Origin of the sequence: Streptomyces sp. 11x1, assembly GCF_032598905.1 — a bacterium.
Classification (GTDB): Bacteria; Actinomycetota; Actinomycetes; order Streptomycetales; family Streptomycetaceae; genus Streptomyces.
Map to the genome: position 1 here is coordinate 5636602 of NZ_CP122458.1, position 24210 is coordinate 5660811.

Consider the following 24210-nt stretch of genomic DNA (forward strand, 5'->3'; position numbering starts at 1 on the left):
ATAGCTCGGGGGTGCGAGTTCGTGGGCGGCCGCGGGTTCGTCGTGGTTGTTCGCGCAGTTCCCCGCGCCCCTGGAGGGGCGCGGGGTTGTTGGCGGCAGTCTCCCGGCACCCTGAGGGTTGCCGATAGCCCTTTGCGCTCTGCGGACCGAGAAGCACGGGGCGGCAGCCCCTGCTTTTCAGGGGCGCGGGGAACTGCGCGACCAGCCCCCGCCCAGCGGCGGTCGGCGTCAAAGGGACGCCGGAGTCACCTCCCCCGCTCCCCTCCGCTTCCTCCGCCACGCGTACGCCGCCAGGGCGCGGTTCCCCGGCCCCGCGCCCCTCGTACGGACGGCCTGGCCCCCCACACCCCCCGTACGACGGCCCGGCACCCCCGCGTACGGCGGCCCCGGCAGCCCGCGCCCCACGTACGTCCACCCCCGCAGCCCTTGCCCCTCAGCACAGTGGCCCCGCCCCGCGCCCCCTCTCTCAACACCCCGCGCCCCCTGACCGCTGAACGAATGTTCCCCCCTCGGCCCCCGCGCAGCCCCCAGGCCCGCACGGCGCAGCCTCCCCTTTCATCGGTTCGGTGGGCGTGGAGTTGGGGGGAAGTGGGGATGGTTTCTCTCTGTAGTCAAATGAGTGCGGAGAGTTAGAGGATGGAGGGGGGTGGCGCGGTGTCGGGATCCTCGCGTGTTCTGGCCGTGAGCGTTCCGTGACCTCACCGCACTGTCGGCAGGGGTTCACTCGCCGTTCACTTCCGTCCATCGGCGGCTTCACCTGATCTGCCTAATTTCGGCCTTACCCGGTGCGGGATGTGGACCGAAATGCGGCCTCGCAGCCCGTGGCGACAGCAGTCTGAGGGACCGAAGGCATCAGCGGTTCGGGTCCCGAGGCTGATACGACGACTTCGCACGCCGCCATGTGGACGGCGGCTCCTGGAAGGAACTCCCGAAAGTGAAGCTTCAGCGCAAGAACCGGCTGCGCGCCCTTTCTCTCGGTGCTGTCGCCCTCACCGGCGCTCTGACCCTCACCGCGTGCGGGTCCGACGACACCAGTGGTGGCGCGAGCGGCACCGGCGACAGCACGGCTGCCGCCGGCAACATCGACTGTGGCGACGCCAAGGGTCAGCTGCTGGCCGACGGCTCCTCCGCGCAGAAGAACGCGATCGACGCCTGGGTGGCGCAGTACCAGAGCGCCTGCAAGGACGTCGTGATCAACTACAAGGGCAGCGGTTCGGGCGCGGGCATCACCGCGTTCACCCAGGGCCAGGTCGCCTTCGCGGGCTCCGACTCGGCGCTCAAGCCCGAAGAGGTCACCGCCTCCAAGAAGGTCTGCACCGGCGGCCAGGGCATCGACCTGCCGATGGTCGGCGGCCCCATCGCGGTCGGTTACAACGTCCCGGGCGTCGACAACCTCGTCCTGGACGCCAAGACCCTCGCCTTGATCTTCGACAGCAAGATCACCAACTGGAACGACGAGGCGATCGCGAAGCTGAACCCCGACGCGAAGCTGCCCGACCTCAAGATCCAGGCCTTCCACCGCTCGGACGAGTCCGGCACCACGGACAACTTCACCAAGTACCTGATCGCCGCGGCCCCCGACAACTGGAAGTACGAGGGCGGCAAGGCCTGGCAGGCCAAGGGCGGCCAGTCCGCACAGGGCTCCTCCGGTGTCGCGCAGGGCGTGACCGAGACCAAGGGCGCCATCTCCTACATGGAGCTCTCCTACGCCAAGGACGGCATCAGCACGGTCGACATCAAGACCGGTGCCGCCGAGCCGGTGAAGGCGACCGTCGAGAACGCCACCAAGGCCATCTCCGAGGCCCAGGTCGTGGGCACCGGCAAGGACCTGGCGCTGAAGCTCAACTACACGCCCACCGCCGAGGGCGCCTACCCGATCACCCTCGTCACTTACGAGATCGTCTGTGACAAGGGCAACAAGGCGGACACCCTGCCCGCCACCAAGTCCTTCCTCACCTACATCGCGTCCGAGGACGGCCAGGCGCTGCTCTCCGAGGCCGGGTACGCCCCGATGCCCGAGGAGATCATCACCAAGGTCCGTACGACCATCTCGGAACTGAGCTGACCTGAGTGCGGCCCGGTCCTCACCAGGACCGGGCCGCACCGTCCGGTGCACCGCCGCCAGGAGTCTCCCGCCACCGCGGACGGCTCCGCCCCGAGCCGCCGCCCGCACGACGACGGCTCCGCAGACCGGAGAACCTGATGGACATATCGATCAAAGACACTCCCGCACCCCCCACCCCACCGACTTCCGAGAGCGCCGTGGACAAGCGAGCCGCCCGTGGTGTCACGCGCCCCGGCGACCGGGTCTTCCTCGGCCTGTCCCGCGGATCGGGCATCTTCCTGCTGGTGCTCATGGCGGCCATCGCCGTGTTCCTCAGCTACCGTGCCGCGCTCGCCATCAGCAAGGACGAGGCCAACTTCTTCACCACCTTCGAGTGGAACCCCACCGGGGTCCCGCCGGAGTTCGGCATCGCGGTGCTGGCGTTCGGCACCATCGTGTCGTCGGTCATCGCGATGGCCATCGCGGTCCCGGTCGCGGTCGGCATCGCGCTCTTCATCACGCACTACGCCCCGCGCAAGCTCGGCGGCCCCATCGCGTACGTGATCGACCTGCTCGCCGCCGTGCCGTCCATCGTGTACGGCCTCTGGGGCATCCTGGTCCTCGTACCGCAGCTCGACGGGCTCTACGGTTGGCTGAACGACTACCTCGGCTGGACCGGCATCCTCGAGTGGCAGGGCGGCGCCCCCCGCTCGATGCTCACCGTCGGCATCCTGCTCGCGATCATGATCCTGCCGATCATCACCAACGTGAGCCGTGAGGTCTTCCGCCAGGTCCCGCAGATGCAGGAGGAGGCCGCGCTGGCCCTCGGCGCCACCCGCTGGGAGGTCATCCGCATGGCGGTCCTGCCCTTCGGGCGCTCCGGTGTCATCTCCGCCTCGATGCTCGGCCTCGGCCGCGCGCTCGGCGAGACCATGGCCGTGGCGATGGTCCTGTCGTCCAGCTTCGAGATCAACCTCAGCCTGCTCGACCCGGGCGGCGGCACCTTCGCCCAGAACATCGCCAGCAAGTTCAGCGAGGCGACCGAGATGGGCCGGGACGCCCTGATCGCCTCCGGTCTGGTCCTGTTCGTCATCACCCTGCTGGTCAACGGCGCGGCCCGGCTGATCATCGCCCGCCGCAAGGAGTTCTCGGGGGCCAACGCATGAGCAACGCCACTCTCACCCCGAAGGGCCCGAGCACCCTGCGTGCCGCGTCCCTGCCCAAGTGGTTCCCCTGGGCGGTCGCCGCCGGTTCGGTGGCCCTGGGCCTCGGCATCAGCGCCGCGGCCGGCCTCGAGAGCTCGATCCAGTGGGCCCTGATCGCCGGCATCCTCTTCGTCCTCGGCTCGTTCGTCATCGCCGCGCGCGTCGAGGGCAAGCGCCAGGCCAAGGACCGGGTGGCGACCAGCCTCGTCTGGGTCGCGTTCCTGCTCGCGGTGCTCCCGCTGGCCTCCCTCATCTGGGAGACGATCAGCCGCGGTGTGAAGGTCCTCGACGTCTACTTCCTCACCCACTCGATGGGCGTGGTCGCGACCTCCCAGCCCGGCGGCGGTATCTACCACGCCATCCTCGGCACCCTGGAGCAGGTCGGCATCGCCGCCGTCATCTCCGTGCCGATCGGGGTGCTGACCGCGATCTACCTGGTCGAGTACGGCCGGGGCAAGCTCGCCAAGGCCGTCACCTTCTTCGTCGACGTCATGACGGGTATCCCGTCGATCGTCGCGGGTCTGTTCATCCTCAGCACCTGGATCCTGATGCTGGGCATGGGCCCCTCCGGCTTCGCCGGCGCGATGGCGCTGACCATCCTGATGCTGCCGGTCGTGGTCCGCTCCACCGAGGAGATGCTCAAGCTCGTCCCGAACGAGTTGCGCGAGGCCTCGCTGGCGCTGGGTGTGCCGAAGTGGCGCACCATCCTCAAAATCGTGCTGCCGACCGCGATCGGTGGTATTACGACAGGTGTGATGCTCGCGGTCGCCCGTATCGCCGGTGAGACCGCTCCGGTCCTGCTGCTGGTGTGGGGTTCGAACTACATCAACACGAACCCCTTCTCCGACCCGCAGGCTTCGCTGCCGATGTACATCTATCTGCAGTTCCAGCAGAGCGCCGGTTCCGGAGCGGCGTACGACCGTGCCTGGGCGGCGTCGCTGACACTGATCGCCTTCATCATGATCCTGAACCTGGCGGCCCGCGGCATCGCCCGCTGGAAGGCCCCGAAGACCGGTCGCTGACGCGGCCATACAGCGACCAGATCCCCGAATTCCCCGCGAATTCCTCGCGAAAGAAGCAGTGATCACATGGCCAAGCGAATCGACGTCAGCGGCCTCAACGCCTACTACAGCTCCTTCCGCGCCATCGAGGACATCTCGATGGCCATAGAGCCCCGTACGGTGACGGCCTTCATCGGCCCCTCCGGCTGCGGCAAGTCCACGTTCCTGCGCACCCTGAACCGGATGCACGAGGTCACGCCCGGCGGCCGCGTCGAGGGCAAGGTCATGCTCGACGACGAGAACCTGTACGGCGCGGGGGTCGACCCGGTCTCCGTGCGGCGTGAGGTCGGCATGGTCTTCCAGCGGCCGAACCCGTTCCCCACGATGTCGATCTACGACAACGTGGCGGCGGGTCTGAAGCTGGTCGGCGGCAAGAAGAAGTCCGAGCTGGACGAGATCGTCGAGAAGTCCCTCAAGGGCGCGAACCTCTGGAACGAGGTCAAGGACCGTCTCAACAAGCCGGGCTCCGGGCTCTCCGGTGGTCAGCAGCAGCGGCTGTGCATCGCCCGCGCGATCGCGGTCGAGCCGAAGGTGCTGCTCATGGACGAGCCGTGCTCCGCGCTGGACCCGATCTCGACGCTCGCCATCGAGGACCTCATCGGTGAGCTGAAGGAGCGCTTCACGATCGTCATCGTGACGCACAACATGCAGCAGGCGGCGCGTGTCTCCGACCGCACGGCGTTCTTCAACCTCGCGGCCGTCGGACAGCCGGGCAAGCTGATCGAGATAGACGACACGGAGCGGATCTTCTCCAACCCGTCCGTCCAGGCCACCGAGGACTACATCTCCGGCCGCTTCGGCTGAGCCGGCGCCGGCGAAGTTCCGGCCGCCGACTCCCCAAGACCCCTCGCGGCGCTGCATGGCGGTGCCGCCGCGAGGTAGATAAAGGGCCCGCCCCCGGCTCCCGGGGGCGGGCCCGTCGGCTTTCGTACTGCGGAGGGATTGCCATCCGAGGGCGCTCGTCGGGGAGCCGGCGGCGGTCGCGGGGGCGGTGGAGCGGGCCGGGGCGCCATGGCGGGGTCGGTTCGGGTCGGCATGGCGGGGTCGGTTCGGGTCGCCAGGGGGCCGATGCCACCGGCGGGGCCCGGTCGTGGTGTCAGCGTCACGGCACCTGGTCGGTGTCCGAAGCTCTGCCTCGGCCCGGTGTTCGCCTGATCGCTTGCGCCCGACGACCTGGCACCAGGCCGGCGTGGCGCAGGTCCGTGTGCCCCGGGAGTCCGTCTCACCCCGTGAGGCCGGGGCGGGGCGGACGCCGGGCGGTCAGAGGACTGCCAGGTTCACGATCCAGAAGCTGGTCGCGGCGACCAGGGCCGCCGCCGGCATCGTGATGAACCAGCCGAGGATGATGTTCTTGGCCACGCCCCAGCGGACCGCGTTGATGCGCTTGGTGGCGCCGACGCCCATGATCGCCGAGGTGATGATGTGCGTCGTCGAGATGGGGGCCTTGAAGATGAAGGCCGTGACGAACATGATCGACGCGCCGGTGGTCTCGGCGGCGAAGCCCTGCGGGGGGTCGAGTTCGATGATCTTCCGGCCCAGGGTGCGCATGATGCGCCAGCCGCCCGCGTAGGTGCCGAGGGAGAGCATGACCGCGCAGGCGATCTTCACCCAGACCGGGATCGGGTCGCCGTAGTCCTCGACGTCCGCGATGACCAGGGCCATCACCACGATGCCCATCGTCTTCTGGGCGTCCTGGAGACCGTGGCCGAGCGCCATGCCGGCCGCCGACACGGTCTGCGCGATCCGGAAACCGCGCTTCGCCTTGTGCGGGTTGGCGCGGCGGAAGATCCACATGATGCCCGCCATCACCAGGTAGCCCACGACCAGGCCGACCACCGGGGAGACGAACATCGGGATGACGACCTTCTCCAGCACGCCGGACCAGTAGACCGTCGTACCGCCGGCGAGGGCCGCGCCGACCATGCCGCCGAAGAGGGCGTGGGAGGAGGACGACGGCAGACCGAAGTACCAGGTGATGAGGTTCCAGGTGATCGCGCCGACCAGGGCCGCGAAGAGGATGCCCATCCCCCTTGAGCCCTCGGGCGTGGAGATCAGGCCCTCACTGACCGTCTTGGCGACACCGCTGCCGAGGAAGGCACCTATCAGGTTCATGACCGCGGCCATCGCGAGGGCCGCGCGCGGGGTCAGCGCGCGGGTCGACACCGAGGTTGCGATCGCGTTCGCAGAGTCGTGGAAGCCGTTGGTGTACGTGAAGAAGAGCGCGACGCCGATGGTCACGACCAGAGCGAAGGTGTCCATGAAGGGTTCAGGACTCCTTGACCGCGATGGTCTCCACCGTGTTCGCCACGTGCTCGAAGGCGTCCGCCGCCTCCTCCAGCACATCCACGATCTGCTTGAGCTTGAGGACCTCGATGGCGTCGTACTTGCCGTTGAAGAGGTGGGCCAGGAGCTTGCGGTGGATCTGGTCCGCCTGGTTCTCCAGTCGGTTCACCTCGATCCAGTACTCCGTGAGGTTGTCCATGGTGCGGAGGTTGGGCATCGCCTCGGCCGTCAGTTCGGCGGCGCGCGCCAGGACCTCGATCTGCTGCTCGACGCCCTTGGGGAGTTCCTCGACGTTGTAGAGGACGACCAGGTCGACGGCCTCCTCCATGAAGTCCATGATGTCGTCGAGGGAGGACGCGAGGGAGTAGATGTCCTCGCGGTCGAAGGGCGTGATGAACGAGGAGTTCAGCTGGTGGAAGATCGCGTGTGTGGCGTCGTCACCGGCGTGTTCCGCTGCCCGCATCCGCTCCGCGATCTCGGCCCGGGCGGAGGCGTCCGCCCCGAGCAGTTCCATCAGGAGCTTCGAGCCCGTGACGATGTTGTCCGCGGAGGCGGCGAACATGTCGTAGAAGCTCGTCTCCCTGGGGGTCAGACGAAAGCGCACGTGGGGTCCTCGGTATGCATGGGTTTCGGTCAGGCTGATGCTAGGCGCATCATCCGGCCACGGCTAATGGGCCGTCCCCCCAGTGTCGCCCATCAGGGAGACGGGCCGACATGGGGGCCGCCCGCAGGGCGTATACCCGCCAAAGTTCGATACGATATACCCGGTAGGGGTATATGTCTGGAGGCTGCGATGACGACCACAGGGGCCGGAGCCGAGGTGCCCTCCGCCGTGGACGGTTCGGGACCGGGCGCGGAGTCGGGCGAGAAGCCGGATGTCCAGTCGGGTGTGGTGACCGACCACGACCGTGGAATCCACGGGTATCACAAACAGAAGGACGAACACCTCAAGCGCCTCAGGCGTATCGAGGGGCAGATTCGTGGTCTCCAGCGGATGGTCGACGAGGATGTCTACTGCATCGACATACTCACCCAGGTCTCCGCCTCGACCAAGGCGTTGCAGTCCTTCGCGCTGCAACTGCTGGAGGAACACCTGCGGCACTGCGTCGCCGACGCGGCGCTCAAGGGCGGCGCCGAGGTCGACGCGAAGGTGGAGGAGGCCACGAAGGCGATCGGGCGGCTGCTGCGGACCTGAGGGGCCGGGGGCCTGGGGCTCGTCGACGGGGGCGCTTTTCGGCCACCGGGTGCGGGCTTCCCGCGGGGAGGGCGGGAATGCGCGGACAGGCCTCAGTGGGGCGGTTCGCCCTCGTGGGCGCGTTCTTCCCAGACGCGCAGGACCTCGTCGATACGGTCGGGGCTGAGGCGGTCGCCGTCGGTGGCGGAGGCCGCGATGATGAGGTCGCCACAGAGCTCGATCTCGGCGAGGGCCACGTGGTCCTGAACCGCCGTACCGCCTGCCGGAGCCACGCGCATCACCTCTTCTCTGCCGTCACCGACTCCTAGGGTAGGCAGCGGCCCACAGCCCGCGCATGGCACCAACGGACCATTTCCGGCCCGGCGCCCTCAGCCTCGTCCGGGGCGGCCCGGGGGCTGCCACGGGTGCCGGGTTGCCCGGGCTACTGCTCCGCGATCTTCCCGGAGTAGATGTCCTCCGGCCGCGGCAGGCGTACGGCGACGGGGACGCCGAAGTCGAACAGCAGGGTCGTCGAGGCGACCACCACGGTGCCCTGGCCACCGCCGTTGACGAAGCTGAACCGGTGGCGGATCTTGCGGATGCGGCCCTCGTCGTCGAGGTAGGCGTCGAAGGGGACGCGGGCCGTGGCGAATCCCTTGGCGGCGGCGCGCAGTGGAGCCCTGTTGCCCTCGGAGGCCGCGCGGGAGGCCGTCGTGAGGTCGGCGGTGCCGCGGTAGTGGCGGACCCGGGTGCCCTCGACCTCGGTCTCCCCGACGAACTCCGCCGTACGCGCCCCGCGCAGCACCTCGGCTGCGGCGAACGGGTCGGTGGCGCCGCCGGTGACCAGATTGCCGTCGGAGAGGGCGGCCGTGTCGACGCGGACCCATTTGTCGGCGGGGACGCCCGCGCCCCGGTTCTTCATGAACAGGGCGCCGGGGGCGAGGAGTTCGGTGATCGGGCGGTGCTCGCTGCGGCCGGCGGGGTCGTGCGGCAGGAGTACCTTGAGGCGGCCGAGCTGTCTGCCGTAGTCGTAGACGCCCTCGCCGTGGATGGTCACCCGGGTGCCGCCGGTCGCCATCTCCATCTCCGTACGGGCCTTGGAGCTGCCCGCGCGGACGAGGGTGGGGGCGGCGCGGTGCATGAGGTCGACGGGGTCCGTGGGGAGGGGGTCGTCGGTGACGCCGCCCAGGGCGCAGCCGGTGACGCCGGTCGCACCGGCGATGAGTCCCGCCGCGACGAGTGCCGCGCCCGTCCTGCTGTGCCGCCGCGTCACCATCGCCTGCCGATCCCCTGCCGGGTTTGCCGGGTTCCTGTGGTCGTTTCGGATAACGACGGCCGAGGGTGGTCGTCACGCCGGGGAGGGGGCGGGGGACGGGGAAGGGCGCCCAGTGGCTCGGGGGTGCGGGTGCGTTCGCGGCTGCGGGTGGGTTGTGGCTGGTCGCGCAGTTCCCCGCGCCCCTTGACGGGCTTCGCCCGGTCAAGGCGTCTCGGCCCGGTGGGCCCTTGACGGGTTTCGCCCGTGGAACGTGCGCAGGGCGACTGAAGGGCTTCGGCCGTCGAATGCGCCTCAGCTCTGTGGGGGCGTGGGGCTGTTTCGCTTGGGTAGCGTTGTCGGTGTGGTGCATCAGGACGAGCCGGAGACGCCGCAGCAGCACCGTACGACCACCGTCGATCAGGGGCGCTTCTGCGTGGCGCGCTGCACCTGCGGCTGGCGCGGGCCGGCCCGGCGGGCACGGAGTCTGGCCCGGACCGATGCGGAGGGGCACGCGTTGAGCGGGGTGTAGCCGGGCGTGCGGCGGTGGGTGCGCGACGGTCGGGGCCGGTGTCGGTCCGCCTACGGGTGGCGGAGGGTCGTCAGGAACTCGTCGATCAGTTCGCGGTCGCGGGGCTGGGTCAGCCGGTCGCGGGCGGCGGCCGGGGGCAGCCACGCGATCCGGTCCACCTCGGCGGTGGGCGCGAAGCGGCCGTCGGTCGCCTCGGCCGCCCAGTAACTCACCTTCTTGGCGCGGCCGTTGACGAAGTAGCGGGCCTCGGACAGCCGGGGGCCCGGCGCGCACCGGTGGCCGGTCTCCTCCTCGACCTCGCGCAGCGCGCCCGTGAGGGCGTCCTCGGTGCGCTTCAACTTGCCCTTCGGATGCGACCAGTCGTCGTACTTCGGCCGGTGCACCAGACAGATCTCCAGCCCCCCGCCCTCGGGGGAGTGGCGCCACAGGACACAGCCGGCCGCCCGGACCACGGTGTCGGCGTTCTCGGTCACGACGTGCTCACCGTCTCCTTCTGCCAGCACTGCTGGAACGCGAACCGGGATGCCTCCACTTCGTGGCGCTGGTCGGCGTGGAGGACGCCGAGGGCGTAGGCCGTGGCCGGGGCGATCCGCGGGGTGCGGGCGGCGGCGGCCGCCGCGGAGGCCGCCTCGCTGGCGTCCCGGTGGCGGTTGAGCGCCTCACCGGCGGCGAGGAGGCGCAGGTCGACGGGGACGGCCTCGGGGTGCAGGACCTCCAGGGCGTAGCGGTGCAGGCGGAGCAGCAGCCGTACCTGGTGCCAGGGGGCGTCCTGGGGGTGGGGCGCGGTGTCCGGGGAGAGGCCGTGGATGAGGGCCTCCGCGTTGTAGGGGTGGCCGGCGGTGTGCAGGGGGAGGCCAGCGACCGCGTCCCGGAGGCGGTCGTGGGCGGCGGCGGCGAGCGGGCCGAGGTCCATGGCGGCGGCGGACGGGGTGAGGGGCACCTCGCTGGCGAGGACGGCGACGCTGTCGGCGACTGCGTGGAAGCGGGACGAGCCGAGGGCCTGGAGGGCGGCCGAGTGGGCCCGGGTGCGGGCGAGGGTGAGCTGGCGGTCCAGGAGGGCGCCCGCCTTCGCGGCGCCGACGGTGAGGTTGCCGCGGTCGGGGGTGGCCGGGGGACGCGGGGCGGCACCGGCGGTGCCGGGTGCCGCCGCACCCACCCGAGCCGCCCCGGCGGCGGTACGACCGCCCGAGGCGGCGCCGGGCTGAGACGTACCGGTGCCGGGCTGAGATGTACCGGCGGCGCCTGGAGAGGTACCGGCGCCGGCCTGAGCCGGGCCGGCGTTGCCCGGGACGGGGCCGATCGGGGACGTACCGGTGTCGGGGCGAGCCGCGACCGCCGTCTGCGTCGGGAGGTGCGTCGCGCCGGACAGCCGGTTCAGGGCGTTGACCAGGCGGTCCAGGCGGGCCGCGTAGGCGTGTTCGCGGCCCAACGTGCCGGAGAGCCAGGCCAGTTCGGGGCGGAGGGACTCCGACCACTCGGCGTCCAGCAGGGGCCGGAAGGTGTGCAGCGTGCCGCTGATGCGGCGGGCCGAGCGGCGCAGGGCGAGCGCCGCGTCGGTGGACTCCTCGGCTCCGGATGCCGCGCCCCCACCGGTCTCCCGGTGGGTGCGCAGCGCGCGGAGGAACTCCGTGGCCCGCTCCCGCAGATAGCCGGCGACGGCGTCCACGGGAGCGGCCGTGGTGTTCGTGGGGTCAAGGTGTCGCTGTGCCACGCCGGCGCCTCCGGGCGTCAATGAGCATCTCCTGGACGTTGCGCAGGGGTTGTCCGTCGGCGTCGGTCGAGTGCCGGGTCCACTCGCCGTCGGGACCGAGGTGCCAGGAGGAGGTCGTGTCGGACATACCGGTCTCCAGCAGGCGGTTGAGCGCCGCCCGGTGGGCCGGGTCGGTGATCCGGATCAGGGCCTCGATCCGGCGGTCGAGGTTGCGGTGCATCATGTCGGCGCTGCCGAACCACACCTCCGGCTCGCCGCCGTTGCCGAAGCCGAAGATCCGGGAGTGTTCGAGGAAGCGGCCGAGGACGGAGCGGACGCGGATGTTCTCCGACAGGCCCGGGACGCCGGGCCGTATGGCGCAGATGCCGCGCACCCACACGTCGACCGGCACACCCGCCTGCGAGGCCCGGTAGAGGGCGTCGATGAGCGCCTCGTCCACGATCGAGTTGACCTTGATGCGGACGTGGGCGGGACGTCCGGCACGGTGGTGCTGGACCTCCTTGTTGACGCGGGCGATCAGCCCGTCGCGCAGGGACTTGGGCGCGACGAGGAGACGGCGGTAGGTCTCGCGACGCGAGTAGCCGGAGAGTCGGTTGAAGAGGTCGGAGAGGTCCGCGCCGACCTGTGCGTCGGACGTGAGCACGCCCAGGTCCTCGTACAGCCGTGCCGTCTTCGGGTGGTAGTTGCCCGTGCCGACGTGGCTGTAGCGGCGGAGCGTGTCGCCCTCCTGACGGACCACCAGGGACAGCTTGCAGTGGGTCTTCAGACCGACCAGGCCGTAGACGACGTGGCAGCCGGCCTCCTCCAGCTTGCGGGCCCACTTGATGTTGGCGTGTTCGTCGAAGCGCGCCTTGATCTCGACCAGGACGAGGACCTGCTTGCCGGCCTCGGCGGCGTCGATGAGCGCGTTGACTATGGGGGAGTCGCCGGACGTCCGGTACAGGGTCTGCTTGATCGCGAGGACGTCCGGGTCCTCGGCCGCCTGCTCCAGGAACGCCTGCACCGACGTCGAGAACGAGTCGTACGGGTGGTGCAGCAGCACGTCGCGGTTGCGCAGGGCGGCGAAGATGTCGGGCGCGGACGCCGACTCGACCTCGGCCAGGTCGCGGTGGACGCCGGCGACGAACTTGCGGTACTTCAGCTCCGGCCGGTCCAGGGAGGCGATGCGGAAGAGGCCGGTGAGGTCCAGGGGCCCGGTCAGCGGGTAGACCTCGGACTCCTTGATCTTCAGCTCGCGCACCAGCAGGTCCAGGACCTCCTGGTTGATGTTCTCCTCGACCTCCAGGCGCACCGGCGGCCCGAATCGGCGCCGCATGAGCTCCTTCTCCAGGGCCTGGAGGAGGTTCTCGGCGTCGTCCTCCTCGACCTCCAGGTCCTCGTTGCGGGTGACCCGGAAGGCGTGGTGCTCCAGCACCTCCATGCCCGGGAACAGCTCCTCCAGATGGGCCCCGATCACGTCCTCCAGCGGGACGTACCGGCCGGGGGAGGCCTCCAGGAAGCGGGAGAGCAGCGGCGGCACCTTGACGCGGGCGAAGTGCGAGGTGCCGGTGACCGGGTTCTGGACGCGGACGGCCAGGTTCAGGGAGAGACCCGAGATGTACGGGAAGGGGTGCGCCGGGTCGACGGCCAGAGGGGTCAGCACCGGGAAGATCTGGTGGCGGAAGAGCGTGAAGAGGCGGGCCTGCTCCTTCTCCGCCAGTTCGCTCCAGCGCACCAGGTGCACGCCCTCCTCGGCCAGTGCCGGGGCGACGTCCTCGTGGAAGCAGGCGGCGTGCCGGGCCATCAGCTCGCGGGAGCGGGCCCAGATCATCTCCAGCACCTCGCGGGGCTGCAGGCCGGAGGCGGACCTGGTGGCGACGCCGGTGGCGATACGCCGCTTCAATCCGGCCACCCGGACCATGAAGAACTCGTCGAGGTTGCTGGCGAAGATGGCCAGGAAGTTCGCTCGTTCGAGCAGGGGGGTGGCCGGGTCCTCGGCCAGTTCCAGGACACGCTCGTTGAAGGCGAGCCAGCTGCGCTCCCGGTCGAGGAAGCGGCCCTGGGGCAGCCTCTCGCCGCCCTGTTCGTCCTCGTCGTACGCGTCGAGGTCGGCGTCGATGTCGGGTTCCAGGTCGGACACCACGGCCGACACCGTGTGGGGGCGGTGGCCGGTTATGGAGCCGACGGACGGCTGCGCGTGCTGGACCTGGGCTGCCTGGGCGTTGGACTGGCTCATAGAACCATTGTTCCGCGCCGCGAGCATCACAGGCGCGTCGGACAGGGCCGGTGGGAGTGCGGGGACGCGCGAGGTGGCGTTTGAGGCGGCGTTCTCGGCGATGTCCGCGTCGATGCGCGCCACGACGTCGATGATGTCCACGGCCTCGGCGGTGTGGTGCGGGGTGACGGGCGCGGGCGTGCTGGGGTCGTCCCCCGGGCTGTTCCCGCTGCTTGGGCCGCTGCGTGGGGGAGGCGAGGGCTCGGGCACGACGGGGTTCATTGCGGAAGCGTCGCAAGGTCGTCTGAATCGCCGGTTACGGAGACCTTACGTGCGGGATAGCGCGGGGAGGACCGCCGGTTCTGCGGGGACGTGTGGGGCGGCCCGGCGTACGCCTTCCACGGAACGCGCGCCGCCTTCCCACGGTCACGCGCCGTTCACCGACCGCACGCCGTCGGCACGCCCCTCCCCCCGTAGGAGGGGCGTGCCTGGTACGGGGTCCCGAGTCGGGCTCGGGCGGTGTGCGCCGTCGGCGGGTGCGGCGTCAGCGGGTGCGGCGGCGCAGGAGCCAGAAGGCGGCGAGGGTGGCGAGGACGGCGACGGCGAGGATGATGCCGGTCGTCATGAGGTGCAGCGGCCAGAAGTGGGACGTCGGGTGCACCTCGGCGTACAGATCGGTGAAGCCCTTCCCGCTCATGCAGCTGCTGTAGTCGATGTCGGCATCGACGCCGAAGCAGTCCAGGTCCTCGACGCGCGCACCCGAGCCGGTGACGGCGCCCAGCTCCAGCTGGTCCGCCGACATCGGCAGCCGGCTGGCGGCGGTACCGGTGAGCGTCGCGGCGGGCCACAGCTCGTGGTACCGCACGTCGAGCCACGCGTGGAACACGATCACGAAGCCGAGGGCCACGGCGAGCGCGGGCAGCGCCCGCCTGAGAACGATGCCCGCCAGGGCGCCGACGGCCAACGCGCACAGGGCGTACGCCAGGACCGCCGGGCCGCGGTTCAGGAAGGGATCGGTGTAGTACCACTCGTCGCCGCTCAGGTCCCGGTTCGTGGACCAGGTCCAGCGGTACACCAGCACCAGGACGGTCGTGCCGACGGTCAGCGCGACGGCGGGTACCGCGAACTTGGCGGTGAGCCACCGGACCGGGGTGACGGACTGGGTCCAGCTCAGCTGGGCCGTGCCCCGTTCCAGCTCGATGCCGGTCAGTGAAGCCCCCGCCCAGGCGGCCACGCCGTAGGAGAAGTAGGCGATCAAGGTGCCGATCCAGCCCATGGCCGAGGAGTAGTCGAAGGCGGACCCGAGGTCGATGCACCCGTCCGCCAGCTTCCGGCAGGCGGCCCGCTCCGCGCGTATCTCCGCGCCCGTGACGTACTGCAGCCACAGCATCCACCCGACCATGAACAGCACGTACGCGCTCCACACCAGCAACGCCGAGCGGTGCAGGCGCAGCACGGTCCAGGTCAGGCCGCCGCGGGCGGCGGTGTCCGCCGGGGGCGCGGTGGTGAGGGTCTCGGTGCTCATACGGCTCCTCCCGCAAGGCGGCGCAGCGCTCGGAACGAGGTCCAGATCAGCAGGGCGGTGGCGGTCAGGACGATGGCCGTCTCGACCAGGTGGAGGGGCCAGAAGTGGGAGGAGGGGTGGAAGTCGGCGTAGAAGCCTACGGCGTCGGTCCGGCCGCAGGAGTCGTCCGTGCACGCCACGTCCGAGACGCGTTCACCGGTGCCGGTGATGAAGCCGCGGTCGACCAACTCGCCGGTCCAGTCCCGGTCCGCGGTCCTGGAGACGAGGGTCTCCACGGGCCACAGCAGGTGCCGGTTCGACTGGAGAACGCCCGCCAGGAGGCCGGTGCCGACCAGGCCGACGGCCAGCCCGGGGAGCGAGCGGCGCAGCAGCAGGCCGGCGAGAGCGCCGACCGCGAGGCCCAGCAGGGCGTACGCGGTGCCGACGGTGCCGTGAGCGACGAAGACGGTGGACTCGAACCAGTCCCGGGTCCCCAGCGCCTGCCGCAATCGCTCCTCGCGCCACCACACCAGGCGGCTCAGCAGGGTCAGCAGGACCGTCCCGGAGACGATCACGGCGGCCGGGACCGCGAGTTTGGCGGCGAGCCAGCGGGCCGGGGTGACGCCCTGGGTCCAGGCCAGCCGGGCCGTACCGCTCTCCAGCTCGCGGGCGGTCAGGGCACCGCCCGCCCAGGCGCCGATCAGGGCCGGGGCGATGGTGAGGACCGCGGGGCCGAGGGTGGCGGCCAGTCCGTAGAGGGAGTACGCGGTGCCTGTCGAGCAGTAGTCGATCCGCGCGCAGCCGCTCTTGAGCTGCTCGGTCCAGGCCGCGTCGAGCCCCGGTCCGGCGGCCCACACGAGTCCGGCGGAGACGAGGCCCACCAGCAGCCCCCAGAACCACAGGGCCGACTGGTGCACGCGGAACGTCGCCCGGATCAGCCCCCGGGCCGGGGTCATGGCCGGGGCGGGGGAGGGGGCGGGGTCGCCGGAGCGGGCGGTCCCGATGGTCTCCGTGGTCCCGGTGGTCGTGGTGCTCATACGGCCGCCCCCCGGGTCTCGGCCCCGTCGGTGTCGTCCGACCCGTCGGTGCCGTCCGACCTGTTGGTGTCGTCCGCGTCCGCGTCCGCTTCGTCGTCGATCGTGAGCGCCGGGGCCCCCGGCGCCCGCAGATGGGCGAGGACCAGCTCCTCCAGGGTCGGCTCGGCTGTCTGCCAGCCCCCGCCGACCGGGCCCTGCGGGCGGATCAGTGCGGTGAGCTGGCGGCCCTTCGTGCGGGACTCGACCACGGTGTGCGGGGCGAGGTCGCCCGCCGGGCCGGTGACCAGGGTGTGCGCGGCGAGGACCTCGTCCAGCGGGCCCGCGAGCCGGACGCGTCCGGAGCCCAGCAGGAGCAAGTGGTCGCAGGAGCCCTCCAGTTCGGCTACCACGTGCGAGGACATGACAACCGTGGTGCCGTGTTCGGCGGAGTCCGCGAGCAGTGTGCCCATCAGCTGGTGCCGGGCGAGCGGGTCGAGGTCGGCCATCGGCTCGTCCAGGAGCAGCAGTTCGGGCCGTTTGCCGAGGGCGAGGGCGAGCGCGACCCGGGTGCGCTGACCGCCCGAGAGGGAACGGATCTTCGCGTTCCTGTTCAGGCCGCCCTCGTCCACCACCCGCTCGGCGGTGGCCGCGTCCCAGCGCCGGGTGTTGAGCGCGCGGCCCAGCCGCAGGGTCTCGGCCACGGTCAGCTGGGGATAGAGGGGCTTGTCCTGGGCGACGTAGGCGATGCGCTCGCGGGCCGCGGCCGGGGTCGTGCCCAGCACGCTGATCGTGCCCTCGGTGGGGGCGAGCAGGCCGGCCGCGTGGGCCAGGAGGGTCGACTTGCCCGCGCCGTTCGGTCCGACGAGCGCGCACACCCGCCCCGACGGCAGCCGCAGCGTGCACTCGCGCAGCGCCCAGCTCGCCCGCCGCCACCCGAACTGCTTGCCGAGCGCGGCCGCTTCCAACGCGGTCCCCGTCATGCCTGGTCCCCCTGATCTCGCTTGTCGATCGTGAAGTGTTCGTCGAGTACGGACGTGAAGAGGGCCTCCACGTCGTCCCGTTCGAGCCCGGTCTCCCGGGCCTGTACGGCCCACCTGTCCAACTCGGCCCGCAGCGGGGAGTCGACGGGCGCGGTGCCCAGTGACCTCCGTACGAACGTGCCGAGGCCGCGGCGGGCCTCGACCAGGCCCTCGCGCTCCAGTTCGCGGTAGGCCTTCAACACCGTGTTCGGGTTGATCGCGGTGGCTTCCACGACCTCGCGGGCCGTGGGGAGCTTGTCGCCCGGTTCCAGCAGCCCCATCCGCAGGGCCTGTTTGGTCTGCTGGACGATCTGGACGTAGGTGGCGACACCGCTGCGCCGGTCGATGCGGTACTCGACCACTCGGACAACCACCCTTTCACTAATTGAGTAGTGAAAGGGTGGTGCAAGAGAGGGGGCGGTGTCAACAACACCGCCCCCAGCCTGTGGAAAACTCCGCTTACACGCGACTGTGTCAGGTTTCGCTGCGGTACATCAGGTCCGTTTCGTACGTCACGAAGCCGAGGCGCTCGTACACGGTCACGGCCGCCTTGTTGTCCGCGTCGACGTAGAGCATCGCGGTGGGCAGGCCCTGGGCGGCGAGATGGCGCAGGCCGATCGTGGTGAGGGCCTTGCCGAGGCCGCCGCCCTGCGCGCCGGGGCGTACGCCCACGACGTAGACCTCGCCGAGCTGTTCCGCCGCGTGCGCCTTCGTCCAGTGGAAGCCGACCAGTTCCTCTCCCCTGAAGGCCAGGAAGAAGCCCGCCGGGTCGAACCAGGGCTCGGCCTTGCGGTCGTCGAGGTCGCGCTGGGTCAGGGAGCCCTGTTCGGGGTGGTGGGCGAACGCCTCCGCGTTCGCGGCGAGCCAGGCCGCGTCGTCCTCGCCGGGGACGAAGGCGCGCACGGTGACGCCGTCCGGGAGCACCGGCTCGGGTGGGTCGAAATCGGCCAGGGAGCGGCGCATCTGACGGAGTTCGCGGAAGAGGGTGAGGCCGAGAACCTGGGCGAGGTGGCGGGCGGCGGAGTGACCGCCGTGCGCCCAGACCCGCAGCCGCTTGCCGGACTCGGCGAGCAGGGCGGAGCCGAGGGCGCGGCCGTGCCCGTGACCGCGGTGGGAGGGGTGGACGACGAGTTCGGCGGCCGGGGCCTCGACGGGGTCGTTGTCCTCCAGCTGGGCGTACCCGACGAGGGTGTCGCCGACGGTGAGCAGGAGGTGGGCCACGCCTTCGCGGGGGCCGCCGCGGAGTTGGAGGCGGCCCTGCTCGGACACCGCCTGTTGGCCGTCGACCTGGGCGGCCTCGTCGAGAAGGGCGAGGACGGTGGCCTTCTGGTCGGGGGTGAGGTCCAGACAGGTTTCGATACTGCGGGCGGCTGCGCCGGCCGCTGCGCTCGGCCGGGCGGTGTCGTCGCTGGTCATGGGTTCGAGGTTAACCGGGGGGTGCGGTGGGGGAGCGCCTATGGGCCCGGTTGGTTCCGTGGTCGGGCGGGTGCGGCCGGAATGTGACTGGTCACGCCCCGCGGCGGAGCCGCTGATTTCACTGCCCCGCGCCCCTATTGGCCCTGTTTCGTGCCCAGTTCGCCTTGATGGCAACCAGGTCGTAACCAAGAACCCTCTCCCGCGCTACGCGCGTTGACCCTAGGCTTCGGGCCGACGGGGCCTGTCTCACGTTTCTCTTACTTCCAAACGAACCAGGGGGGCACATGTCAGCCACACCCCATGCCCAGCACCGCAGAAACCGCCGTAACCGGATCCTCGCCGCCGCGGCCGGGCTGGCGACCGTCGGTGCGCTGGCCGCCGCGATCCCGGCGAGCGCCGGTGAGACGCAGACCGGCAAGGACAAGCCGAACCGGTACCAGGACGTGCAGCTGCTGTCGTTCAACGACCTGCACGGCAACCTGGAGCCGCCGGCCGGTTCCTCGGGCCGGGTGACCGAGCTGCACGAGGACGGGACGACCACCACGATCAACGCCGGTGGTGTCGAGTACCTCGCCACGCACCTGCGCGAGGCGCGCCGGGCCGACGACTACACGATCACGGCCGCCGCCGGCGACATGGTCGGTGCCTCCCCCCTGATCTCGGGCCTGTTCCACGACGAGCCCACCATCGAGGCGCTCAACGGCCTCGACCTCGACGTCACGAGCGTCGGCAACCACGAGTTCGACGAGGGCGCGAAGGAACTGGCCCGCCTGCAGAAGGGCGGCTGCCACCCGACGGACGGCTGCTACGTCAAGGGCAAGAAGTTCAAGGGCGCCGACTTCCCGTACCTCGCCGCCAACGTCATCGAGAACAAGACCAAGAAGCCGCTCCTGAAGCCCTACTGGGTGTGGAAGAAGAACGGCGTCAAGATCGGCTTCATCGGTGTGACGCTGGAGAACACCCCGGGCGTCGTCTCCGCCGAGGGCGTCAAGGGCCTCACGTTCAAGGACGAGGTCAAGACGATCAACAAGTACGCCAAGCAGTTGGAGCGCCAGGGCGTCAAGTCGGTCGTCGCGCTGATCCACGAGGGCGGTGCCCCCGCCTCCACGTCGTACAACTACGACTGCGACTCGCCCGGCGCCGGTGACGGCATCTCCGGTCCGATCGTCGACATCGCCAAGAACATCACGCCCAAGGTCGACGCCCTGGTCACGGGCCACACGCACGCCGCGTACGCCTGCACCATCAACGACCCGGCGGGCAAGCCGCGCATGGTCACCTCGGCCGCGTCCTTCGGCCGCCTCTACACCGACACCACGCTGACGTACGACCGCAAGACCGGCGACATCTCCCGTACGGCCGTGGACTCCGCGAACCACGTGGTCACCCGTGACGTCGAGAAGGCCGCTGACATGACGGCCCTCATCAGCAGGTGGAACACCCTCGCCGCGCCCATCGGCAACCGCGCCATCGGCTACATATCCGCCGACGTGCCCAACGCCGGCACCGAGTCCCCGATGGGTGACCTGATCGCCGACGCGCAGTACTGGTACGGCAAGACGCTCGACCCCGAGGTCGACCTCGCGCTGATGAACCCCGGTGGTGTGCGTGCGCCGCTGACCTACGCGGCCAAGGGCACCGAGGGCGACGGCGTGGTGACCTACGCCGAGGGCTTCACCGTCCAGCCGTTCTCCAACACGGTCAACCTGCAGAACTTCACGGGCGCGCAGCTCCTCTCGGTCCTCAAGGAGCAGGTGAGCGGGACGAACGCGGCCTCGCCGAAGGTGCTGCTGCCGTCCTCGAACCTGAAGTACACGCTCGACCTGACGAAGACCGGCGCGGACCGGATCGTCGTCGACAGCGTCAAGCTCAACGGTGCGGCGATCGACCCGGCCGCCACGTACCGCGTCGCGACCAACAGCTTCCTCGCGGGCGGCGGCGACGGCTTCCCGACGCTGGGCCAGGGCACGAACGACCTGGTCGGCGGGGACGACCTGGCGGCCCTTGAGCAGTACCTGCTGGCCAACTCCTCGGCCACGAGCCCGCTCGCGCCGCCGGCGGCCGACCGGATCACGATCATCAACTAGTCGTACCGGATCACCGGGGGTCGGTTGACCGGCCCGGGTGGTTCGTGACTGGTCACGCGGTTCCCCGCGCCCTTTCCGGGGCGCGGGGAACCGCTTTTTCGTGCCCTGCGGCGTGTGGCCCGGGTGCTCCCAGGTACCTGCTGAGGTGGGCGGACGCGTCCAGCATGGCCACGCCTCGTGCGGTCAGGCGCCGCCGCCAGTCGGCCAGCGCGGCGGAGAGGGCGTCCGTGCCGCCGGCCGTACGGATCTGGCGGACCGCGGTGGCGATGTGGTCCAGGGGGTAGTCCCCGCGACGGAGCAGATGGGCCAGTTCGGCGTCACGGACGTCGGCCGGGCGGTAGATCCGGTAGCCGGTGAGCGGGTCTCGCGCGGGGGTGAGGATCCCGGCGTCCTCCCAGTTGCGCAGGGTCGCGGGGGTGACGTCGAGGCGGTGGGCGAGTTCGCCGACGGTGAGGGTGTCGGAGCCCGCCGCTCCCACCGTGGGCTCCGCCCCCTCCGGAGTGGCCGTCAGGTGGTCCACGGCGTCGCGTACCGCGTCGAGGGTCTCCCGGTCGCGGAGCAACTGGGCGTGCCCACGGTCGACGATCGTCAGGGCGTGGTCGAGGTCGTCCTCGTGCACGGCACGCATGACGCGGCCCGCGGCGGCGTGGCCGTACGCCGGGACGAGGGCGAGAAACGCGCGGAGGGCCGCCGCGTGCACCTCGGTGTAGATCCGGTAGCCGCTGGCCGTCCGCTCGGCGGCCGGGAGGAACCCGTCGCGCTCGTAGTTGCGGACGGCCTGGGTCGAGAGGCCGTGCTCGCGGGCCAGGTCGGAAGGTCGCATGCTGATCACCAGTTTGAGACTTTACGCGACGGCTGCGAAGCAACTGTCTTTCTGGAAAGCCCAGGGGCGATACCCATCCGCCCCAAGTCTCAAGCGATCTTTCAAGGATACGATTGAGGCTCATGAGTCAGGACATTCGAGACTTCGTGACCCCGTCGTGCGAGCTGCTGGCGCTCGGTGAACCGACCCACCTGGAACCGGCCTACGGGCACGCCCGCAACGAACTCTTCGCCCAACTCGTCGACCAGGGCTTCCGTTCGATCGCCCTGGAGACCGACCGCGTCCCCGCGTTCGCCCTGGACGACCATGTACGGGAAGGGACCGGCGACTTCGACGAGGCGATGCGCGAGGGCATCGCGTTCGGCCGGGGTGAGATGGCCTCCAACAGGGAGCTGATCACTTGGATGCGCGCGTACAACCGGACCCGCCCGCCGGAGGAACGCCTCGCCTTCCACGGCTTCGACGCCGAGATGGAGAACATGAGCGCGCCCAGCCCGCGCCGCTATCTCGAAGCCGCGCGCGCGTACCTGGCGCGTGAGGAGAACCTGCCCTCGTCCCTCGCCCTCACCGACGACCCCGCCCTCGACATCGCGCGCCTCGCCGGGGACGACGAACGGTGGAGCCGTACGGAGGCGGTCCTGGACCCGGCCCGGTCGATCGGTGCCACGCCGGAGGCCCAGGCGCTGCGCTGTCTCGCCGACGACATGCTCACCGAGTTCCACACCCGCGCGCCGCAGTTGATCGCGGCGACCTCACGCGCCGCGTGGTTCAGGGCAAAGGCCCACCTTGGCGCGGCCATCGGGCTTCTGCGCTATCACCGGCAACTGGCGCGCCCCGCCGCGGAGCATGTCCGGATCTCCCGCATGCTCGCCACCCGGGACGCCCTGATGGTCGAGAACCTGCTGGACATCCGAGCCGTCGAGGCCGGCCGCGGTCCGACCCTGGTCTTCGGCCACAACCTCCACCTCCAGGGCGCCCCCAGCCACATGCGCATGCGCGACCTGGACCTCCACTGGTACGGCGCCGGCGCGATTCTGGGTCCGCTGGTGGGCGAACGGTACGGGTTCCTCGCGGGGAGGCCGGGCGTCGACGGCTTCCTGCACGCCGACGCCGACGCCAGCGCCTAGAGGCGGTTGTCAGGGGTGTCGGCAGTGCGCTGGATCCGCCACCCCCTGCTGACCGCGATCCGCACCACGTCCTCCAGGGACTCCACCGCCCGCGTCAGCGCGAACCGCACGGCCCGCTCGCCGGCCGCCTCGTCCCCGAGTACGGCCTTGCTCCCGGCCAACACCTCCTCGGCCGACCCCAGTTGGGAGGACTCCACGCTGTCGGCGAGCAGGGAGAGGGCTCCGGGGCGCGCGGTGTCCGGGTCGAGATAGCAGGGCTTGCCGTCGGGGGTGGTCCACGGCAGCAGGCGCAGGCCGTCCATCATGCGAGCACCTCGTCCACGACGCCGTACACGTACAGCTCCTCCGGGCTGAGGACGTAGGGCCGTACGAGGTTGTCGTACGACTCGAAGGGCCAGATGTCGTCGGGCTTGCGAGGTGGCGGAGGGGGCGGGGCGGGTTGCGGCGGCTCCGCCACCTCGGACGGCGACGGCCCGTGCGCGGCCCAGCGGAGCAGAGCCTCACAGAGCTGTTCGATGAATGCGCGCATGCCGGTGCCTCGACTTTCGTCTCAGGGTTATTTCAGGGTGGGTCTGACGAGCAGACATCACCGTTCGTGTTCAGACCGTGACAGGTGCGACGTACGCTGCGGAAGGGGGTCGCCGTTGCCTGGCGGCCCAGACAACGGCGAGGGGTGACATGGGCGAAGTCGTTGACGCAGATGGGGAGTCGAGGCGTGCCGAGCTGGGCCGGACGCTGCGATTCCTACGGGAGAAGGCGGGCAAGACGCTGGCCCAGCTGTCGGCGGAGACCGCGTACGACAAGAGCTACCTCTTCCGCCTTGAGAAGGGTGAGCGGCTCTCCAAGCGGGCGGTCATGGAGGACCTGGACACCTACTACGGGGCGGGTGACCTGCTGGTTCGCCTGTGGAGGGATGCGCGCAAGGAGGTCATCAAGGACCAGTACAAGGCGTATATGGAGCTTGAGGCGACTGCTCGGATCATGTGGATGTTCCAGCTGCGGGTGCCGGGCATCTTGCAGACCGAGGACTACGCCCGCACGGTGTTGTCAGGGTTGTCCAGGGCTCAGGCAACGGCGGACAACGGCGAGGAGGTCGAGGAGCAGGTGGCCGCGCGCGTCGGGCGGCAGGAGTTGCTGCATCGCAAGCCCGCACCGAGCATTCGGGCGATCCTGGACGAAGGCGCACTGCGGCGGAGCGTCCCCAACGCCAAGGTTTGGGCGGACCAGTTGGCATACCTGCTGGAGATGGCTGAGCTGCCCTCGGTCGCACTTCAGGTCCTGCCCTACACCGCTGGTGTGCATGACCTCATGAGCAGTGATCTCACGTTGCTCTGGCAGCGCGCCGGAGACCCCGTCGCCTACGTGGAGGGCAACGGAGTCGGTGTCCTGATCGACGAAACGGACAAGGTCCTGTCCTTCCGCTTGTCCTACGATCTCGTCCGGGACGCGGCCCTGACGCCCGAAGAGTCGACGGCGTTCATCAAGAACCGCCTGGAGGAGTGCCGATCATGAACCCGATCCTCGACCCCACCACCGCCGCGTGGCGCAAATCGTCGTACAGCGATGGAGGCGCGTCGAACTGCCTCGAAGTCGCCGACGAAGTCCCCGGCATAGTCCCCGTCCGGGACAGCAAGGCCCCGGACCGGCGTCCTCTCCTGTTCTCACCCAGGGCCTGGTCGGCCTTCGTCAAGGTCGTCGCGGCTGACTGAGCACCGTCGAGTGAAGGCGGGCGACAAGGCGGGACGCCCGGGTCATGGTGTGG

General features: G+C 70.4%; 25 protein-coding genes. 10 read left to right on the forward strand and 15 right to left on the reverse strand.

Going from position 1 to position 24210, the window contains the following annotated elements; translation table 11 throughout:
• Window positions 1–934: 934 nt before the first annotated feature.
• The 4 genes from pstS (at window position 935) to pstB (ending at window position 5114) form a co-directional block, all read left to right on the forward strand.
• The gene (gene pstS, locus P8T65_RS24710) at window positions 935–2065 is read left to right on the forward strand and encodes a phosphate ABC transporter substrate-binding protein PstS (protein ID WP_316727451.1); all 1131 of its coding nucleotides are present in this window, start codon (window positions 935–937) and stop codon (window positions 2063–2065) included.
• Between the two features lie 137 nt (window positions 2066–2202).
• A complete protein-coding gene (gene pstC / locus P8T65_RS24715) occupies window positions 2203–3210 on the forward strand; it encodes a phosphate ABC transporter permease subunit PstC (protein ID WP_184892288.1) in 1008 nt (335 codons plus the stop codon).
• Entirely contained in the window at window positions 3207–4271 is a 1065-nt protein-coding gene (gene pstA, locus P8T65_RS24720; RefSeq protein WP_316727454.1) for a phosphate ABC transporter permease PstA, read from the forward strand. The genes pstC and pstA overlap by 4 nt, the downstream gene beginning before the upstream one ends.
• Before the next feature lie 66 nt (window positions 4272–4337).
• Window positions 4338–5114, forward strand: coding sequence for a phosphate ABC transporter ATP-binding protein PstB (gene pstB, locus P8T65_RS24725; protein WP_037726303.1), 777 nt, complete (start codon window positions 4338–4340; stop codon window positions 5112–5114).
• A 456-nt stretch (window positions 5115–5570) separates the two neighbouring features.
• Here the strand turns inward: pstB and P8T65_RS24730 are convergent, their stop codons facing one another.
• A complete protein-coding gene (locus P8T65_RS24730) occupies window positions 5571–6569 on the reverse strand; it encodes an inorganic phosphate transporter (RefSeq protein ID WP_316727455.1) in 999 nt (332 codons plus the stop codon).
• 7 nt (window positions 6570–6576) lie between these two features.
• Entirely contained in the window at window positions 6577–7197 is a 621-nt protein-coding gene (locus P8T65_RS24735; RefSeq protein WP_009326469.1) for a DUF47 domain-containing protein, read from the reverse strand.
• A gap of 189 nt (window positions 7198–7386) precedes the next feature.
• Here P8T65_RS24735 and P8T65_RS24740 point away from each other — a divergent pair, with 189 nt between their 5' ends.
• The gene (locus tag P8T65_RS24740; protein WP_316727457.1) at window positions 7387–7788 is read left to right on the forward strand and encodes a metal-sensitive transcriptional regulator; all 402 of its coding nucleotides are present in this window, start codon (window positions 7387–7389) and stop codon (window positions 7786–7788) included.
• Window positions 7789–7880: 92 nt separating this feature from the next.
• On the opposite strand, the gene P8T65_RS24745 is transcribed toward P8T65_RS24740, so the two are convergent.
• On the reverse strand, window positions 7881–8066 hold the full coding sequence (locus P8T65_RS24745) for a hypothetical protein (RefSeq protein WP_184892292.1): 186 nt from the start codon (window positions 8064–8066) through the stop codon (window positions 7881–7883).
• 143 nt (window positions 8067–8209) lie between these two features.
• Window positions 8210–9043: a hypothetical protein gene (locus P8T65_RS24750; RefSeq protein ID WP_316727460.1), complete on the reverse strand. Its 834-nt coding sequence runs from the start codon at window positions 9041–9043 to the stop codon at window positions 8210–8212.
• A gap of 340 nt (window positions 9044–9383) precedes the next feature.
• Between P8T65_RS24750 and P8T65_RS24755 the strand changes: the two genes are divergently transcribed.
• Window positions 9384–9551 carry a hypothetical protein gene (locus P8T65_RS24755; protein ID WP_184892294.1) on the forward strand — a complete coding sequence of 56 codons (168 nt, stop codon included), beginning with the start codon at window positions 9384–9386 and terminating at the stop codon, window positions 9549–9551.
• Between the two features lie 50 nt (window positions 9552–9601).
• On the opposite strand, the gene P8T65_RS24760 is transcribed toward P8T65_RS24755, so the two are convergent.
• The 8 genes from P8T65_RS24760 to mshD form a co-directional block, all read right to left on the reverse strand.
• On the reverse strand, window positions 9602–10024 hold the full coding sequence (locus P8T65_RS24760) for an NUDIX hydrolase (protein WP_316727461.1): 423 nt from the start codon (window positions 10022–10024) through the stop codon (window positions 9602–9604).
• Window positions 10021–11262, reverse strand: coding sequence for a CHAD domain-containing protein (locus P8T65_RS24765; protein WP_316727462.1), 1242 nt, complete (start codon window positions 11260–11262; stop codon window positions 10021–10023). The genes P8T65_RS24760 and P8T65_RS24765 overlap by 4 nt, the downstream gene beginning before the upstream one ends.
• Window positions 11243–13477 carry an RNA degradosome polyphosphate kinase gene (locus P8T65_RS24770; RefSeq protein WP_184898311.1) on the reverse strand — a complete coding sequence of 745 codons (2235 nt, stop codon included), beginning with the start codon at window positions 13475–13477 and terminating at the stop codon, window positions 11243–11245. The genes P8T65_RS24765 and P8T65_RS24770 overlap by 20 nt, the downstream gene beginning before the upstream one ends.
• Window positions 13478–14000: 523 nt before the next feature.
• Window positions 14001–14981, reverse strand: a complete 981-nt coding sequence (locus P8T65_RS24775; protein ID WP_316727463.1) for an ABC transporter permease — start codon at window positions 14979–14981, stop codon at window positions 14001–14003.
• Complete coding sequence (locus P8T65_RS24780; protein ID WP_316727464.1) at window positions 14978–15997, reverse strand: ABC transporter permease; 1020 nt, start codon at window positions 15995–15997, stop codon at window positions 14978–14980. Before P8T65_RS24780 ends, P8T65_RS24775 begins: the two co-directional genes overlap by 4 nt.
• Window positions 15994–16956, reverse strand: coding sequence for an ABC transporter ATP-binding protein (locus tag P8T65_RS24785; RefSeq protein ID WP_316727465.1), 963 nt, complete (start codon window positions 16954–16956; stop codon window positions 15994–15996). Before P8T65_RS24785 ends, P8T65_RS24780 begins: the two co-directional genes overlap by 4 nt.
• The gene (locus tag P8T65_RS24790) at window positions 16953–17357 is read right to left on the reverse strand and encodes a GntR family transcriptional regulator (protein ID WP_230217105.1); all 405 of its coding nucleotides are present in this window, start codon (window positions 17355–17357) and stop codon (window positions 16953–16955) included. Before P8T65_RS24790 ends, P8T65_RS24785 begins: the two co-directional genes overlap by 4 nt.
• A 112-nt stretch (window positions 17358–17469) precedes the next feature.
• Entirely contained in the window at window positions 17470–18411 is a 942-nt protein-coding gene (gene mshD, locus P8T65_RS24795; RefSeq protein ID WP_316727466.1) for a mycothiol synthase, read from the reverse strand.
• Window positions 18412–18695: 284 nt separating this feature from the next.
• On the opposite strand from mshD, the gene P8T65_RS24800 reads away from it, so the two are divergent.
• Window positions 18696–20498 carry a bifunctional metallophosphatase/5'-nucleotidase gene (locus tag P8T65_RS24800; protein WP_316727467.1) on the forward strand — a complete coding sequence of 601 codons (1803 nt, stop codon included), beginning with the start codon at window positions 18696–18698 and terminating at the stop codon, window positions 20496–20498.
• A 52-nt stretch (window positions 20499–20550) separates the two neighbouring features.
• Here P8T65_RS24800 and P8T65_RS24805 read toward each other — a convergent pair whose 3' ends face one another.
• Window positions 20551–21321, reverse strand: coding sequence for a TioE family transcriptional regulator (locus P8T65_RS24805; RefSeq protein WP_316727468.1), 771 nt, complete (start codon window positions 21319–21321; stop codon window positions 20551–20553).
• A 122-nt stretch (window positions 21322–21443) separates the two neighbouring features.
• On the opposite strand from P8T65_RS24805, the gene P8T65_RS24810 reads away from it, so the two are divergent.
• Window positions 21444–22448, forward strand: coding sequence for an erythromycin esterase family protein (locus P8T65_RS24810; RefSeq protein WP_316727469.1), 1005 nt, complete (start codon window positions 21444–21446; stop codon window positions 22446–22448).
• On the opposite strand, the gene P8T65_RS24815 is transcribed toward P8T65_RS24810, so the two are convergent.
• Window positions 22445–22753: a hypothetical protein gene (locus P8T65_RS24815; RefSeq protein ID WP_316727470.1), complete on the reverse strand. Its 309-nt coding sequence runs from the start codon at window positions 22751–22753 to the stop codon at window positions 22445–22447. The two genes, P8T65_RS24810 and P8T65_RS24815, sit on opposite strands and share 4 nt — an antisense overlap.
• On the reverse strand, window positions 22750–22977 hold the full coding sequence (locus tag P8T65_RS24820) for a hypothetical protein (RefSeq protein ID WP_316727471.1): 228 nt from the start codon (window positions 22975–22977) through the stop codon (window positions 22750–22752). Before P8T65_RS24820 ends, P8T65_RS24815 begins: the two co-directional genes overlap by 4 nt.
• Window positions 22978–23126: 149 nt before the next feature.
• Here P8T65_RS24820 and P8T65_RS24825 point away from each other — a divergent pair, with 149 nt between their 5' ends.
• Window positions 23127–23960 carry a helix-turn-helix transcriptional regulator gene (locus tag P8T65_RS24825; RefSeq protein WP_316727472.1) on the forward strand — a complete coding sequence of 278 codons (834 nt, stop codon included), beginning with the start codon at window positions 23127–23129 and terminating at the stop codon, window positions 23958–23960.
• Window positions 23957–24157 carry a DUF397 domain-containing protein gene (locus P8T65_RS24830; protein ID WP_316727473.1) on the forward strand — a complete coding sequence of 67 codons (201 nt, stop codon included), beginning with the start codon at window positions 23957–23959 and terminating at the stop codon, window positions 24155–24157. Before P8T65_RS24825 ends, P8T65_RS24830 begins: the two co-directional genes overlap by 4 nt.
• Window positions 24158–24210: the final 53 nt, after the last annotated feature.